Raw genomic sequence first — 13,993 nt, forward strand, 5'->3', positions numbered from 1 at the left:
TCCTTGTGGCTCGCGAGGACAGGTTCGCCTCGCTCGCCATCCTGCCATCCGTTTCCTGGCGGTCGCCAATTCAGCCGACTCCGAATCTGGTCGCACCTGTGCAGAACTAGACATCGTGGCCGAGTCGTTGCAGCTCAGCGACCCGTAAGCGGCGTCGGCACATAGATTGCTGGGGTAGGCTCGCCAGCACGCGACGTTCGCGGCGATCGCAAGCGCGGGCGTGGCGATCGCAAGCGCGGCGCAGCCGGGCGCAGTGGGTCGCCACTCCAGGGCCAAGCCGGGCGCAGCGGGTCGTCGCGTAACAATCGAATGCGGGGAGACCGAAATCCAGCACTTCATGATGCGCTTGAGCAGCAACCTGCGCAGGTTTCGCTGGCTGGTCTTCACGGGCTGGTTGCTCGCGCTGATACCCGCGATCTACCTGACCCTGACCCAGTCGGGTCATCTCACCGGTGGCGGCTTCGAGGTGCCCGGCTCTCAGTCGCTGCGCGTCCACGACGAGCTGGAGGCGCACTATCCCGACCAGGGCACGTCGCCGTTGGCGCTGGTCGCAGCCCCGCGCGCGGATGCCAGCTACGAAGACATGAATGCCGCCGCCGGTTTCCTGCAGCAGGTCGCCAAGCAGTTCCCCGATGTGGCGGTGGTCGCCAACCCGGCGCAGCCGTCGCCGCAGCCCGACCGGCCGTACGTGGTGTCGTTGCGGCTGGACTCCGCCAACAACAGCAGCGCCAGCGACGCTGCCAAGAAGCTGCGGCTGAAGATCGGCGTCCAGGGCGACCGGCCCGGCCAGATGGACAACGGCCGGGTCCGGCTGTACGTCATCGGCCAGGGGGCGCTGAGCACGGCTGCGGCGGCCAACACCAAACACGACATCGCCAAAGCCGAGCAGTGGAACCTTCCGATCATCCTGATCGTGTTGCTGGCGGTATTCGGCTCGCTTGCCGCCGCTGCGATCCCGTTGGGGCTGGGCATCTGCACCGTCGCGATCACGATGGGACTGGTCTATCTGCTGTCGGCCTACACGACGATGTCGGTGTTCGTCACCTCGACGGTGTCGATGTTCGGCATCGCGCTGGCGGTCGACTATTCGCTGTTCATCTTGATGCGGTTCCGCGAGGAACTGCGCGCCGGACGCCAACCGCAGGAGGCGGTCGACGCGGCGATGGCGACGTCCGGCCTGGCCGTCGCGCTGTCGGGGATGACCGTTGTGGCGTCGCTGACCGGCATCTACCTGATCGACACCCCGGCGCTGGCGTCCATGGCCACCGGCGCGATTCTCGCCGTCGCGGTGGCGATGCTGACGGCGACGACGATGACGCCGGCGGTGCTGGCGACGTTCGGCCGGTCGGCCGCCAAGAGGTCGTCGGCGCTGCATTGGTCGCGGCGGCCCGAAACCACCCAGTCGCGGTTCTGGACCCACTGGATCGGTGGGGTGATGCGCCGACCGTGGGTGTCGGCGATCGCGGCGTCGGCCGTCCTGCTCGTCATGGCGGTACCGGCGCTGTCGATGGTGTTGGGCAACAGCCTGCTTCGCCAATTCAACTCATCGCATGAGATCCGCGCCGGGGTGTCGGCGGCGTCCGAGGCGCTGGGCCCCGGCGCGCTCGGCCCGGTACAGGTGGTGGTGACCTTCCCCGACGGCGACGCGTCGTCGGCCACCCACTCCCAGACTCTTGCCGCAATCCGTCAGCGGATCGGGCAGGCCCCCAACATCGTCTCGGTGGCCCCGCCGGTGTTCGCCGACAACAACAGCACCGCGATGCTGTCCGCGGCGCTGTCGGTGGACCCCGAGGACCTCGGCGCCCGCAACACCATCGCCTGGATGCGAGGGCACCTGCCCGAAGCCGCCACCGGCTCGGCGCAGGTCGACGTCGGTGGACCGACCGCGCTGATCAAAGACTTCGACGATCAGGTGTCCAGGACTCAATGGCTGGTTTTGATCTTCGTGGCGCTGATCGCCTTTGTGATGCTGCTGATCTCGATCCAGTCGGTGTTCTTGGCGTTCAAGGGCGTGCTGATGACGGTGCTGTCGGTGGCCGCCGCCTACGGCAGCCTGGTGATGGTGTTCCAGTGGGGCTGGCTGGAAAAGCTCGGGTTCGCGCCGATCACCTCGATCGACAGCACGGTTCCGCCGCTGGTGCTGGCGATGACGTTCGGCTTGTCGATGGACTACGAGATCTTCCTGCTGACCCGCATCCGGGAACGGTTCCTGCAGTCGGGCAACACTCACGACGCGGTGGCCTACGGGGTCAGCACCAGCGCGCGCACCATCACCAGCGCCGCGCTGATCATGATCGCGGTATTCATCGGCTTCGCGTTCGCCGGGATGCCGCTGGTGGCCGAAATCGGGGTGGCGTGCGCGGTGGCGATCGCGGTGGACGCCACGGTGGTGCGACTGGTGATGGTGCCCGCCCTGATGGCGGTGTTCGCCGAATGGAACTGGTGGCTGCCGGCCTGGCTGGAGCGCATCCTGCCGTCGGTCGACTTCGAAAAGCCTTTGCCTTCAGTCGATCTCGGCGACATCGTGATGATCCCCGATGACATCTCGGCACCGCCGGTGCACAGCGCCGACCTGCGGATCGTGCTGAAGTCCGCAGCCCGGCTGAAGAATCTGGTGCCCGACGCGATAACCGTGGCCGACCCGCTGGCCTTCATCGGATGCGGACGCAGTAAAGAGGCCGCCGCACGGGTCAAGGGCGGTGACTATGTGGCCAGCGCCGCCACCCGTCAGTTGGCGGTGATCGGGTCGCCCACGGGGAGCAGTGCCACCAGCGGCCAATCGGCCGCGCGAAAGTTCGTCGGCGGCTTGTCGCATCGCAACGGCGCCGGCCGCGCGGCACCGCGCGCGGTTCATCCGGTCACGCTGTGGCGTGGCCGGCTCTCGGTTGCTCTGGATGCGCTGCAGTCCGAGGCCGAACCCGACCAGCCGCAGTTCGAGCGGCGCAGCCCGGTGGAGACCACCCACGTCCAGCTGCCCACCGGTGACCGGCTGCAGATCCCGACCGGCGCCGAGACGTTGCGACTCAAGGGTTACCTGATCATGAGCCGCAACAGCAGCCGGGATTTCGCGGAATTCGCTGAGCTGGTCGACACGATGGAACCCGAGACCGCCGCAGTAGTGCTGGCCGGGATGGACAGGTATTACTCTGGTCAATCACCCCGGCGGCAATGGATCGCCAGCCAGTTGGTCCGTCGACTCGCCGACCCGCATCCGTCGGATCTTGATAACGACGTTTGGCCCGAGTCCGATACGAAGGCAGACTGGGAAGGCGTCAGGCAGCGCTGCCTCTCGGTAGCGGTGGCGATGTTGGAGGAGGCGAGGTGACGTTGGCCGCGGACCGACGCCATGGACCGGCGCCGCAGCGAAATCCGGCACGCCCCCGCAACGGGGATCGTCCCGTCGAGTTCTGGCCGACTTCGGCGATCCGCTCCGCGCTGGAAAGCGGCGACATCGCGACCTGGAAGCAGATCGCGGCCGCGATCAAACGCGATCCGTACGGCCGCACTGCCCGGCAGGTCGAAGAGGTGCTGGAGACCTCGCGGCCCTACGGCATCTCCAAGGCCCTTGCCGAAGTATTGGACCGGGCCCGTGCACACCTGGAAACCAACGAACGCACCGAGGTGGCCCGCCACGTGCGAGTCCTGATCGAGCGATCGGGACTGAAGTTGCCCGAGTTTGCGTCCCGGATCGGCGTGCCCGTCGACGAGCTGAGCGCTTACCTCGACGCCACGACCAGCCCGTCGGCGTCATTGATGATCCGGATGCGCCGGCTGTCCGACCGCTTCGCCAAAGCCCGCTCGCACGACCCGCCACAACAGCAGCCGCCCCAGCGTGCTCGGCAGCGACCGCCGCGCGGCTACTGATGATCGGCCGGCCCGACGATCTGACACTGCGGCGGATCCTGGCCGAGACTCGCACCATCGCGGTGGTCGGCGCATCGGACAAACCGACCCGGCCCAGCAATGAGATCTACTCGTATCTGCTGTCGACCGGCGACTACCAGGTCTATCCGGTCAACCCGACGATCACCGAAATCAGTGGCGCGCAAGTGTATCCGCGGTTGTCCGACTTACCGGTGATACCGGACCTGGTCGACGTGTTCCGCCGGTTCGATGACCTGCCATCGGTTCTGGCCGAGACACTCGCCCTCGAGCAGCGCCCGAAAACCCTTTGGCTGCAAGAGGGTTTATGGCACGAGGACGTCGGCCGCGAGGCTGTTGCGGTCGGCCTGCAGGTGGTCATGGACCGCTGCCTGATGGTCGAGCACGCCCGGTTGCGCTGAGCATCATCAGCGGGGATTGAGCGGCGAGACTCCCAGTACCAACCAGTGGCCGTTCTGCTTGGTCAGCGTTATCCGCAGCGCCAGCACCGCGTTATCTGTCGGTTGGCCCGGTTCGTTCTGAGTGGCGCGCATGATCACCGCGACGCTGGCGGCAGCAGGTCCGATCGCCTCGAGGCCGGCCTCCATTGTCGAGGCGGTCGCTGTGACGTTGCGGTGCGCTAAATCCGTTGTGGCCTTGCCGAATTGGTCCCGGAACGCGTTTCCCTGCTCGGGCACCATCATGGCCACCGCCCGGTCGATGGCGGCCATCGGCTCTTGCGGCGAGAACGTTGCCGTCGCCTCGGCCATGCTGGTTGCGATGCGCACCACTTCGGTCGTGTCGGCCTTCAGGTCGTGGTCCGGCAACGTCCAGTGCCGGTAGCCGGTGAGCACTGCCGCGATCACCGCCGCGGTGCTCAGCGCGACGACCGCCAAACGCAACGCGGGCGCGTCGTCGTCGGTGCCCACGGTCACCGAATCACGGCGCAGCAGCCAGATATTCACCGCCACGCCCTCGACGATCAGCAATACCAGCACCGAGCACAACGACACCCACCACGCCGGCCACGCCAGAACAACTCCGATCGCCAGCAGCGCCGCGATCGCGGCCAGCGGCGCCGCGACATCGAAGGCCAGCACCCGAAAGGCGTTCCTCATCGGATCGACTCGAGCCGTGAGATCATCAGCTTGCCATCCACGTCGGAGACCCCCAGCCGCAAGTTCCAGTGCACCGTTTGCGGCTTGCCGCCGGCGTTTTCGCTGACCGATGTGGCCACCACCATGACCGTGTCGGTGCGACGGGCGATCGAGGCCGGCAATTGCTCGGCCTGCGCGGGCCGACCGGGCTGAGCGTCCAGATCGTGGTGTAACGCCTCGAACGCCACCGCCTCGACCTCGCCGCGACTGCGCGATTGCAGCCGCTGCACCACTTGCTGATAGGGCTGGATCGAGGATTCGAAATCGGCGTTGAGTTCTCCGACGGTCCCGTCGTGCAGTCGCTGCAGGCTTTCCTTGACGTTGTCGGTGTTCATGTTGATCAGCACGCTCGTCCAGTCGACGGCGGCCTGCATGGCCCGACTCTGGTAACCCCGTTCGCCGACGTCGTCGCGGTGGGAGGTCCAGATCACCGCACCGAGCGCGATCGCGGCCACGCACAGCGCACCCAGCACCGCCGAGGCGATGCCGTACGGCGAGAAGAGCGGGCCGCCGGGTTTCTCGGGCGCTGCCACCTCGGCATGGTCGTCGGCCGGCGGTTCGGGCTGGTCCTGGTCGGGCATGGCCGTGAGGGTACAAGGTGTGCGGCCGCGCCAGATGGAAGGATGGTGGCGTGACCGTAGAAGCTGTCCGCTCGGGCATCGACCTGAGCAATGTCGACGCCGGTGCCCGCCCCCAAGACGATCTGTTCGGACATGTCAACGGCCGCTGGCTGGCCGATCACGCCATGCCCGCGGACCGCGCCACCGACGGCGCCTTTCGGCTGCTCGCAGATCGCGCCGAGGAGCAGGTGCGCGACATCATCACCGAGGCCGCCGCGTCGAAGGCCGCCGACGGCAGCGATCCGCAGCGCATCGGCGACCTCTACGCCAGCTTCATGGACACCGAGACCATCGCCCGCCTCGGCGTCCGCCCGCTGCTCGACGAGCTCGCGGGCGTCGACGCCGCACTGACGCCCGCCCAGCTGGCGGCCGAGCTCGGCGAGCTGCAGCGCACCGGCATCGGCGGTGGGACCGGCGTGTACGTCGACACCGATTCGAAGGACTCCACCCGTTACCTGTTGCACCTGTCGCAGTCGGGACTCGGTCTGCCCGACGAGTCCTACTACCGCGACCCGCAGCACGCGGCGATCCTGGCGGAGTACCCGAAGCACATCGCGCGGATGTTCGCGCTCGTCTACGGCGAGCATGAAGCCGACTGGGATGCGACCGCTGCTCACATCGTCGCGCTGGAGACCAAGGTCGCGGCGGCGCACTGGGACGTGGTCAAGCGCCGCGACGCCGACCTGACCTACAACCTGCGCACCTTCGACGAATTACGCTCGGAGGCAGCCGGTTTCGACTGGCCCGTGTGGCTGACCGGACTGGGTGCTGACCTTTCTGGCGGCCGGAGTGGGCCCCTCGAGGTCGTCGTCCGCCAACCCGAGGCGCTGACCGCGTTCGCCGCGCTGTGGCAGAGCGAGGACCTCGAGGACTGGAAGCGGTGGCTGCGCTGGCGCGTCATCAGCGGACGAGCGTCGCTGCTGACCGAGGACATCGTCGACGAGAACTTCGCGTTCTACGGGCGCACGCTGTCGGGCACCGAGCAGCTGCGTGACCGCTGGAAGCGCGGCGTCGGGCTGGTCGAGAACCTGATGGGCGACGCCGTCGGCCGGCTCTACGTCGAGCGGCACTTTCCGCCGGATGCCAAGGCGCGGATGGACGAGCTGGTCGCGAATCTGCGGGAGGCCTACCGGGTCAGCATCACCGACCTGGAGTGGATGACGCCGGCGACCCGGAAGCGGGCGCTGGAGAAGCTCGACAAGTTCACCCCGAAGATCGGCTACCCCGCGAAGTGGCGCGACTACTCGACCCTCGTCATCGCCCGCGACGACCTGTACGGCAACTACCAGCGCGGCTACGCGCTGGAGTACGACCGCGACCTGGCCAAGCTCGGCGGCCCAGTCGACCGTGACGAATGGTTCATGACGCCGCAGACCGTCAACGCCTACTACAACCCCGGCATGAACGAGATCGTCTTCCCGGCCGCGATCCTGCAGCCGCCGTTCTTCGATGCCGAGGCTGACGACGCTGCCAACTACGGCGGTATCGGCGCAGTCATCGGCCACGAGATCGGCCACGGTTTCGATGACCAGGGTGCCAAGTACGACGGCGACGGCAACCTCGTCGACTGGTGGACCGATGACGATCGCGCCGAATTCGGCCTTCGCACAACCGCGTTGATCGAGCAGTACGACGTCTACACCCCGCGCGGCCTGGAGAACGGGCACCACGTCAACGGTGCGTTCACCGTCGGGGAGAACATCGGCGACCTGGGCGGCCTGTCCATCGCGCTGCTCGCCTATCAGCTGTCCCTGAAGGGCGAGGGCGCCCCGGTCATCGACGGCCTGACCGGCGTGCAGCGGGTGTTCTTCGGCTGGGCGCAGGTGTGGCGCACCAAGTCACGCGAGGCCGAAGCGATCCGGCGACTGGCCATCGACCCGCACTCGCCGCCGGAGTTTCGCTGCAACGGCGTCATTCGCAACCTCGACGTCTTCTACGACGCCTTCGAGGTCACCGAGAACGACGAGCTATACCTGGATCCGCAACGCCGGGTCAGGATCTGGAACTAGCCGCGAAAGTGCAACTGGCAACGCATTTCTCGAGTAACAGCGTCGCTAGTTGCACTCTCGCGGCCAAACGTTAGAGCTGCCAGTCGTTGGAGCCGTCGTTCTTGCTGTAGGTGCCGACGGAGTTCTTGACGATGACGGGGTCGCCGGCACCGAAGTTGGCGAAGAACCACTTCGCGTTCGACGGGCTGATGTTGATACAGCCGTGGCTGACGTCACGCTTGCCCTGGTCGGAAACCGACCACGGCGCGCTGTGGATGTAGTCACCGCTGTTGTCGAACTGCACCGCATCCTCGACGTTCACCTTGTAGCCGTACGTCGAGTTGACCGGCACGCCGTAGGTGGACGAATCCATCACGACCTTGGCCTTCTTGTCGAGTACGTAGTAGGTGCCGTTGGGCGTCTGGTGACCGCCGGCAGCCATGCCCATCGACATCGGGAAGGTCTGCTCCACCGTCCCGTTGCGGGTGACGATCAGCTGGTGGGTCGCATCGTCGGCGGTGGCGATCAGCGAATCACCGGTGACGAAGTTGTTCTGGGTGCCGGCCGCGTCGATGTGCACCGCGGTGTGCGCGGGCCAGAAGCTGAGTGGGCGCCAGCGCACCTGGCTGGGGGTCAGCCAGTAGAACTTGCCGGACACCGGCGGGGTCGACGAGACGTGGATCGCCTGTTCGGCCATGTGCTGGTCGGCGATCGGGCGCCCGAAGTTGATGATGATCGGCTCGCCCACGCCGACCGTCGAGCCGTTGACCGGATTGAAGGTCGGCGGCACGAACGGCGGAGCGCCGGTGAACGGCTCCGGGTTCTGACCGACGACGGGGCCGGACGGCACGGCGGCCGGTGCCGCTGCCGGTGGTGCCAGCGGGTCGGGTGCCGGTGGCGGCGGTGCTAGTGGATTGGGCGGCGGCGCCCCCAGCGGGTCAGCGGGAGGCGGCGGTAGCGGGTCGCCCGGTGGCGGCGGAGCCGGGGCGTCCAGCCCGGGCGCGGGCGGGGGCGGTGGCTCCGGGTCGGCGAGCGCCGAACCACTGCCCAACGTCAGCGCAGCGGTCAGTCCCAGTGCGCTGAACGCAGCGCCCAGAGGACCCTTGGTCCATCGCGACATTTGTATCCCTCCGAGTCACTATCTCAACTCAGTATGCAGTAGCGAAGGGTCCGGCCATTAATCCAGCGGGCGCCGCAGAGCGCCGAAACTGACCGCATCCGGCCCGCTGAGCTGGAGTTTTATTCGTTACGTGCGGGCGGCGGCCGGGGCGTCGAAGAGCTGCCGCTCGGCGGTCATTCCCGCCGCGCCGAGGCCGATCAGGGCCGCCGAGGCGGCGAACATTGCCAGCACACCGTGTTCGTAGAACACGCCGCCCGCGAATGAACCGGCCATGATGCCCACCTGGAAAGCCGCCATGTACAGGCCGGACGCGCCGTCGGGATCATCGGCGCCGGCGCGCATCGCCGCAGCTTGCAACATGGGCGACACCGCGTTGGCAAAAGCTCCCCACAACGCGATGGCGATGACGCCGACCAGGACGGTCGCCACCGCTGGCAAGCGGTGGAAGGTCAGCGTGGTCAACACCAGCATCGTCACGTACAGGCCGACCATGGAACTGATCGCCGCGGCCCGTGGGTGGAGATCCAGAGGCCGGGCCACCACCGGCATCGCCAGCAGGCCTGCGATTCCGTAGATGGCGAGCAACCAGGCGATATCGGGTCCCCGAACGCCCACGACGTCGCGGATGATCACCGCGATGAACGTGAAAGAGATGTAGTGCCCGGTGACCGCGATCATGGTGAGCAAGCTCACCATGATGAGCCTGCGATTGCGGTGGTGTCCGGCGGCCCGGCCGACGCGGGCGCGCTGTTCGTCGCTCAGCGACAGCGACGGTAGCACCGCGGCGGCCGCAAGGGTGACGGCTGCGGCGATGGCGGCCACAGCCCCCACGGCGATCCGCCAGCCCCATAGCAAGCTCATGGCGGCGGTGGCCGGGCTGCCGACCACCACGGCCAGGCTGATGCCGACGTAGATGGACGCCGTCGCGCGTCCGGAGTGGCTGGCCGGAACCAGCCGGGTGGCGATCGGCGCGATGACCGACAGGATCAGGCCGTGGGTGACAGCCGACAGCGCCCGGCCACCGGCCAGCACCACGAAGTTGGGTGCCAGCGCGGAGATGAGCTGGGAGACGGTCAGGCAGGCCAGCGACAGCAGCAGCGCACGGCGGCGGGGCCAGTGCGCGGTCCAGCGGACCAGCGGGATTGTCGTGACCGCGGCGACCAGGGCGTACCAGGCCAGCAATGTACCGACCACCGGAATGCTGACGCGCAAGTCTCGTGCGATCGCGGGTAGTGCGCCGACCGGCAGCAGCTCCGCGGTGACGTAGGTGAAGGCCGCCGCGGCCAGCACGGCCAACTGCACGGCAATCCGGGGTGTCCAGGGCCCGCTTGCAGCGGTTCGCCCCTTGGCGACACGGGCTGGCCCCACGGCCACTACTCAACCATGCATCGCAGGCATGGCGTTAGCGATCAGGAGCGGACGAGTCGGGCGATCGCCGCCGAGGCTTCGGCGAGCTTCTCGTCGGCCTCGGCACCCCCTTCGGAGACCGCGCGGGTGACGCAGTGCCCGAGGTGCTCGTCGAGCAAGTTGAGTGCCACCGACCGTAAAGCGTTGTTGGCGGCGCTGATCTGGGTGAGGACGTCGATGCAGTACTTGTCGTCGTCGATCATCTTCGCGATGCCACGCACCTGGCCCTCGATACGCCGTAACCGTTTGGCGTAGTTGTCCTTCTGCGACGAGTATCCGTGTACGGGTGCCATCTGCCCCTCCAACATCGTGGTCTGGTCGTGCTCGGGCCATTGCGACGGCGCCGGTGTTACCACCATTGTCAACGTCGGCCCCGATCCGCGCCACGGCGGCCCTGGTGACTCGGCGTTTCGCCCGCGTCGCGGTTATACCCTCCAGGGGTATATTAATGATTTTGGCCGACATGCCGCTACACGCATACTTGAGCTGTGTCTCATACCAAGCCCGACGGCAACAGTCCTTCGCCCACCATCGACATCAAGCCCCGCAGTCGTGAGGTCACCGACGGCCTGGAGAAGGCCGCGTCGCGCGGGATGTTGCGGGCGGTGGGAATGGACGACGACGACTTCGCCAAGCCCCAGATAGGAGTGGCGTCATCCTGGAACGAGATCACGCCCTGCAACCTGTCGCTGGACCGGCTGGCCAAGTCCGTCAAGGAAGGAGTGTTCGCCGCCGGCGGCTATCCGCTCGAGTTCGGCACGATCTCGGTGTCCGACGGCATCTCGATGGGCCACGAAGGCATGCATTTCTCGCTGGTCTCGCGCGAGGTGATCGCCGACAGCGTCGAAACCGTCATGCAGGCCGAGCGGCTGGACGGCTCGGTGCTGTTGGCCGGCTGTGACAAGTCGCTGCCGGGAATGCTGATGGCCGCGGCCCGGCTGGATCTGGCCGCGGTCTTCCTCTACGCGGGCTCGATCCTGCCGGGCCGGGCCAAGTTGTCCGACGGCAGCGAGCGCGACGTGACCATCATCGATGCGTTCGAGGCCATCGGCGCCTGCGCGCGAGGTCTGATGCCGCGCGAGGACGTCGATGCGATCGAGCGGGCCATCTGTCCCGGCGAGGGCGCATGCGGGGGGATGTTCACCGCCAACACCATGGCCAGCGCGGCCGAGGCGCTGGGCATGTCGCTGCCCGGCAGCGCCGCTCCCCCGGCGACCGACCGCCGGCGCGACGGGTTCGCGCGGCGAAGCGGCGAAGCCGTCGTCGGCCTGTTGCGCCGCGGCATCACGGCGCGCGACATCCTGACCAAGGAGGCGTTCGAGAATGCGATCGCGGTGGTGATGGCGTTCGGCGGCTCGACCAACGCGGTACTGCACCTGCTGGCCATCGCGCATGAGGCCGACGTGAAGCTGTCACTCGCCGATTTCAGCCGGATCGGAGCGAAGGTTCCGCACTTGGCCGACGTCAAGCCGTTCGGCAAGCACGTGATGTTCGACGTCGACCGGATCGGCGGGGTGCCAGTGATCATGAAGGCGTTGCTGGATGCCGGTCTGCTGCACGGTGATTGCCTGACCGTCACCGGGCAGACGATGTCCGAAAACCTCGCGCACATCGCACCGCCGGACCCGGACGGCAAGGTGCTGCGGGCGTTGGACAATCCCATCCACCCCACCGGCGGGATCACCATCTTGCACGGTTCGCTGGCTCCCGAAGGTGCGGTGGTCAAGTCGGCCGGCTTTGACTCCGACGTGTTCGAGGGAACGGCAAGGGTTTTCGAGCGCGAGCGGGCCGCGCTCGATGCCTTGCAGGACGGCACGATCACGCACGGTGACGCCGTGGTGATCCGCTACGAAGGCCCCAAGGGCGGTCCGGGAATGCGGGAAATGCTCGCCATCACCGGCGCCATCAAGGGTGCCGGCCTGGGCAAGGACGTGCTGTTGCTGACCGACGGCCGGTTCTCCGGCGGGACTACCGGCCTGTGCGTCGGGCACGTGGCCCCCGAGGCGGTCGATGCTGGACCAATCGCGTTCTTGCGCGACGGCGACCGGATCCGGCTCGACGTCGCCAAGGGAACATTGGACGTGCTGGTCGACGCTGACGAATTCGCTTCCCGCCGTGACGGTTTCACTCCGCTGCCGCCGCGGTACAGCACCGGCGTGCTGGCCAAGTACGTCAAGCTGGTGGGATCAGCCGCCAACGGCGCGGTCTGTGGGTAACGCAAGGCCGCAGTTGACTGCCCCGGCCGGCGTCATCCGGCCGGGAGTGGTAAATGGCCGCTGCTGTCAACCGGTTGTTGAGCTACGAGCGCGCATACCGAAGTACATCGCGTTCAAGCCCAGTACGGTCAGCACCGCACCTGCGATCACGTTCGACCAGATCATGCCACCGTGCGGCGAGACACCGTGCAGAATCCATGGCGAGACGATGAACCACACGCCGAAGACCGGCAGTGTCCAAGTCATGCCGTGGCTGCGGTCCAGCGCCATCGCGAACGCGAACGCCAGTGCCACGCACACGATTCCAACGATGAAATCGTTGACCGCAAGCGCCCTCGTTTCTTGGAATCCGACAATCGATGGCGACAGAGCTGCATACGTCGCAGTCACCAACGTTAGACCAAAAGTGCCCTGCGCGGTCATCGACTCTGCAGCGCGCCCATAGCGTTCACGTAGCGCCAATAGATCGGGGTGGTGATCGATTGATGAATGGACTGTACTCATTTTGTGACCTTTCTGTTATGCAGCAAGCCTTTTGAGCCGGCTGCAACCATCCATCTACCCCCAGGCTACGCTCGTCAGCGCGCGCGAGTAGCGAACACCAGCGGTCCTTGCGAGAGTCGAATTTCCAGGCGGGTTTTCGGAATCCGGCTAACCGGAGTAGTTTCCGCGATAGCCGGTGCCTGGACCTTTCCTGCCCACGGGTTACTTCACCAACGCGAGCGCGAACCCGTCCCAATGCTTCGACCCGACCGTCTGCAGCACCGCGGTGTCGAGCTGCGGATGCTCACCCATCAGCTCGAGCACCTTCCTGGTCCCGCGCAGTACGGCGTCCTGATCGGGCGACAGGATCGCGCCCTCCCGAACCACGTTGTCCACCACGATCACTGAGCCGGGACGGGTGAGCTTGACTGCCCATTCCAAGTAGCCGGGGTTGTTTTCCTTGTCGGCGTCGATGAACACCAGGTCGAAGGGACCGCCGGTCACGCTCGGCAGGGTGTCCAGGGCCGCGCCGACCAGCACCTCCACCCGATCGCTGAGACCGGCGCGCTCGACGTTGGCCCGAGCGACCTCGGCGTGCTTGGGCTCGTATTCCAGCGTCACCACTTTCCCGTCGTGGCCCGCACCCCGGGCCAGCCAGATCGTGCTGTATCCGCCCAGCGTTCCGATCTCCAAGATGCGACGGGCCTGCACCGCGGCGGCCAGCAGGCTCAAGAACTTGCCCTGTTGAGCCGAGACGGCGATTTTCGGCAACCCGGCCGCGTCGCTGGCCTCGAGGGCCGCCGACAGCACCGGATCGTCGTCGAGCATGGTGGAGTCCAGGAAACCGTCGACGTCGGCTGGGGTTGGCTTTTGGGTCATGAGCTCACGCTAGCCCGGCGGCAGCGGTGCCCGCCACTGCAATAACCGTCCTTGCTGTATACCCCCCAGGGGTATACAGTCTTATTGTCCGATCCGAGCCATGAAGAGGTGAAGAAGATGTCCAACGAAGCAGGCACCTTGTTGAGCTGTGGTCACGAGGGCTGCGGCTGTCGAGTTCGCATCGAGGTCGAATGCCACTGTGGCGGCGCCGATCAGCCGTATCGGTGCACGTGCGGCGACGAGATGGTCGTCGTCAGCTAGC

General features: G+C 66.8%; 13 protein-coding genes. 6 read left to right on the forward strand and 7 right to left on the reverse strand.

The genetic code is table 11. The features are described from left to right. Positions 1–337: 337 nt before the first annotated feature. From VGG53_RS06010 to VGG53_RS06020, 3 genes are read left to right on the forward strand one after another with little or no spacing between them, the layout of a single operon-like run. Entirely contained in the window at positions 338–3,325 is a 2,988-nt protein-coding gene (locus VGG53_RS06010) for an MMPL family transporter (protein ID WP_331517096.1), read from the forward strand. Then, the gene (locus tag VGG53_RS06015) at positions 3,322–3,864 is read left to right on the forward strand and encodes an XRE family transcriptional regulator (protein WP_331517079.1); all 543 of its coding nucleotides are present in this window, start codon (positions 3,322–3,324) and stop codon (positions 3,862–3,864) included. The genes VGG53_RS06010 and VGG53_RS06015 overlap by 4 nt, the downstream gene beginning before the upstream one ends. Beyond that, positions 3,864–4,283 carry a CoA-binding protein gene (locus tag VGG53_RS06020; protein WP_331517080.1) on the forward strand — a complete coding sequence of 140 codons (420 nt, stop codon included), beginning with the start codon at positions 3,864–3,866 and terminating at the stop codon, positions 4,281–4,283. The genes VGG53_RS06015 and VGG53_RS06020 overlap by 1 nt, the downstream gene beginning before the upstream one ends. A gap of 6 nt (positions 4,284–4,289) precedes the next feature. On the opposite strand, the gene VGG53_RS06025 is transcribed toward VGG53_RS06020, so the two are convergent. Both VGG53_RS06025 and VGG53_RS06030 read right to left on the reverse strand, forming a co-directional pair. After that, a complete protein-coding gene (locus VGG53_RS06025; protein ID WP_331517082.1) occupies positions 4,290–4,979 on the reverse strand; it encodes a hypothetical protein in 690 nt (229 codons plus the stop codon). Next, complete coding sequence (locus tag VGG53_RS06030) at positions 4,976–5,599, reverse strand: hypothetical protein (protein WP_331517083.1); 624 nt, start codon at positions 5,597–5,599, stop codon at positions 4,976–4,978. The genes VGG53_RS06025 and VGG53_RS06030 overlap by 4 nt, the downstream gene beginning before the upstream one ends. A gap of 50 nt (positions 5,600–5,649) precedes the next feature. Between VGG53_RS06030 and VGG53_RS06035 the strand changes: the two genes are divergently transcribed. Beyond that, positions 5,650–7,647, forward strand: coding sequence for a M13 family metallopeptidase (locus tag VGG53_RS06035; RefSeq protein WP_331517085.1), 1,998 nt, complete (start codon positions 5,650–5,652; stop codon positions 7,645–7,647). A 70-nt stretch (positions 7,648–7,717) separates the two neighbouring features. On the opposite strand, the gene VGG53_RS06040 is transcribed toward VGG53_RS06035, so the two are convergent. The 3 genes from VGG53_RS06040 to VGG53_RS06050 form a co-directional block, all read right to left on the reverse strand. After that, complete coding sequence (locus tag VGG53_RS06040) at positions 7,718–8,746, reverse strand: L,D-transpeptidase (protein ID WP_331517086.1); 1,029 nt, start codon at positions 8,744–8,746, stop codon at positions 7,718–7,720. A 126-nt stretch (positions 8,747–8,872) separates the two neighbouring features. Beyond that, positions 8,873–10,114 (reverse strand): MFS transporter, encoded by a 1,242-nt coding sequence (locus VGG53_RS06045; RefSeq protein ID WP_331517098.1) that lies wholly within the window; start codon positions 10,112–10,114, stop codon positions 8,873–8,875. 41 nt (positions 10,115–10,155) lie between these two features. After that, positions 10,156–10,446 (reverse strand): metal-sensitive transcriptional regulator, encoded by a 291-nt coding sequence (locus tag VGG53_RS06050; protein WP_331517099.1) that lies wholly within the window; start codon positions 10,444–10,446, stop codon positions 10,156–10,158. A 195-nt stretch (positions 10,447–10,641) separates the two neighbouring features. On the opposite strand from VGG53_RS06050, the gene ilvD reads away from it, so the two are divergent. Continuing rightward, entirely contained in the window at positions 10,642–12,369 is a 1,728-nt protein-coding gene (gene ilvD, locus VGG53_RS06055; RefSeq protein ID WP_331517087.1) for a dihydroxy-acid dehydratase, read from the forward strand. 66 nt (positions 12,370–12,435) lie between these two features. On the opposite strand, the gene VGG53_RS06060 is transcribed toward ilvD, so the two are convergent. Both VGG53_RS06060 and VGG53_RS06065 read right to left on the reverse strand, forming a co-directional pair. Further along, positions 12,436–12,873 carry an SPW repeat protein gene (locus tag VGG53_RS06060; RefSeq protein WP_331517088.1) on the reverse strand — a complete coding sequence of 146 codons (438 nt, stop codon included), beginning with the start codon at positions 12,871–12,873 and terminating at the stop codon, positions 12,436–12,438. A gap of 201 nt (positions 12,874–13,074) precedes the next feature. Next, entirely contained in the window at positions 13,075–13,731 is a 657-nt protein-coding gene (locus tag VGG53_RS06065) for an O-methyltransferase (RefSeq protein ID WP_331517090.1), read from the reverse strand. A gap of 117 nt (positions 13,732–13,848) precedes the next feature. Here VGG53_RS06065 and VGG53_RS06070 point away from each other — a divergent pair, with 117 nt between their 5' ends. Further along, positions 13,849–13,992: a metallothionein gene (locus VGG53_RS06070; protein WP_331517092.1), complete on the forward strand. Its 144-nt coding sequence runs from the start codon at positions 13,849–13,851 to the stop codon at positions 13,990–13,992. The last annotated feature ends 1 nt before the right edge of the window (position 13,993 follow it).

The sequence above is a fragment of the Mycobacterium sp. genome (genome assembly GCF_036490025.1).
Taxonomy (GTDB): domain Bacteria; phylum Actinomycetota; class Actinomycetes; order Mycobacteriales; family Mycobacteriaceae; genus Mycobacterium.

What these genes read in the sequence shown, in the direction of transcription:
- VGG53_RS06010 (WP_331517096.1), top strand. Translation starts at nt 338, where the DNA reads ATGATGCGCTTGAGCAGCAACCTGCGCAGGTTTCGCTGGCTGGTCTTC.
- VGG53_RS06020 (WP_331517080.1), top strand. Translation starts at nt 3,864, where the DNA reads ATGATCGGCCGGCCCGACGATCTGACACTGCGGCGGATCCTGGCCGAG.
- VGG53_RS06025 (WP_331517082.1), bottom strand. Translation starts at nt 4,979, where the DNA reads ATGAGGAACGCCTTTCGGGTGCTGGCCTTCGATGTCGCGGCGCCGCTG.
- VGG53_RS06030 (WP_331517083.1), bottom strand. Translation starts at nt 5,599, where the DNA reads ATGCCCGACCAGGACCAGCCCGAACCGCCGGCCGACGACCATGCCGAG.
- VGG53_RS06040 (WP_331517086.1), bottom strand. Translation starts at nt 8,746, where the DNA reads ATGTCGCGATGGACCAAGGGTCCTCTGGGCGCTGCGTTCAGCGCACTG.
- VGG53_RS06050 (WP_331517099.1), bottom strand. Translation starts at nt 10,446, where the DNA reads ATGGCACCCGTACACGGATACTCGTCGCAGAAGGACAACTACGCCAAA.
- VGG53_RS06060 (WP_331517088.1), bottom strand. Translation starts at nt 12,873, where the DNA reads ATGAGTACAGTCCATTCATCAATCGATCACCACCCCGATCTATTGGCG.
- VGG53_RS06065 (WP_331517090.1), bottom strand. Translation starts at nt 13,731, where the DNA reads ATGACCCAAAAGCCAACCCCAGCCGACGTCGACGGTTTCCTGGACTCC.
- VGG53_RS06070 (WP_331517092.1), top strand. Translation starts at nt 13,849, where the DNA reads ATGTCCAACGAAGCAGGCACCTTGTTGAGCTGTGGTCACGAGGGCTGC.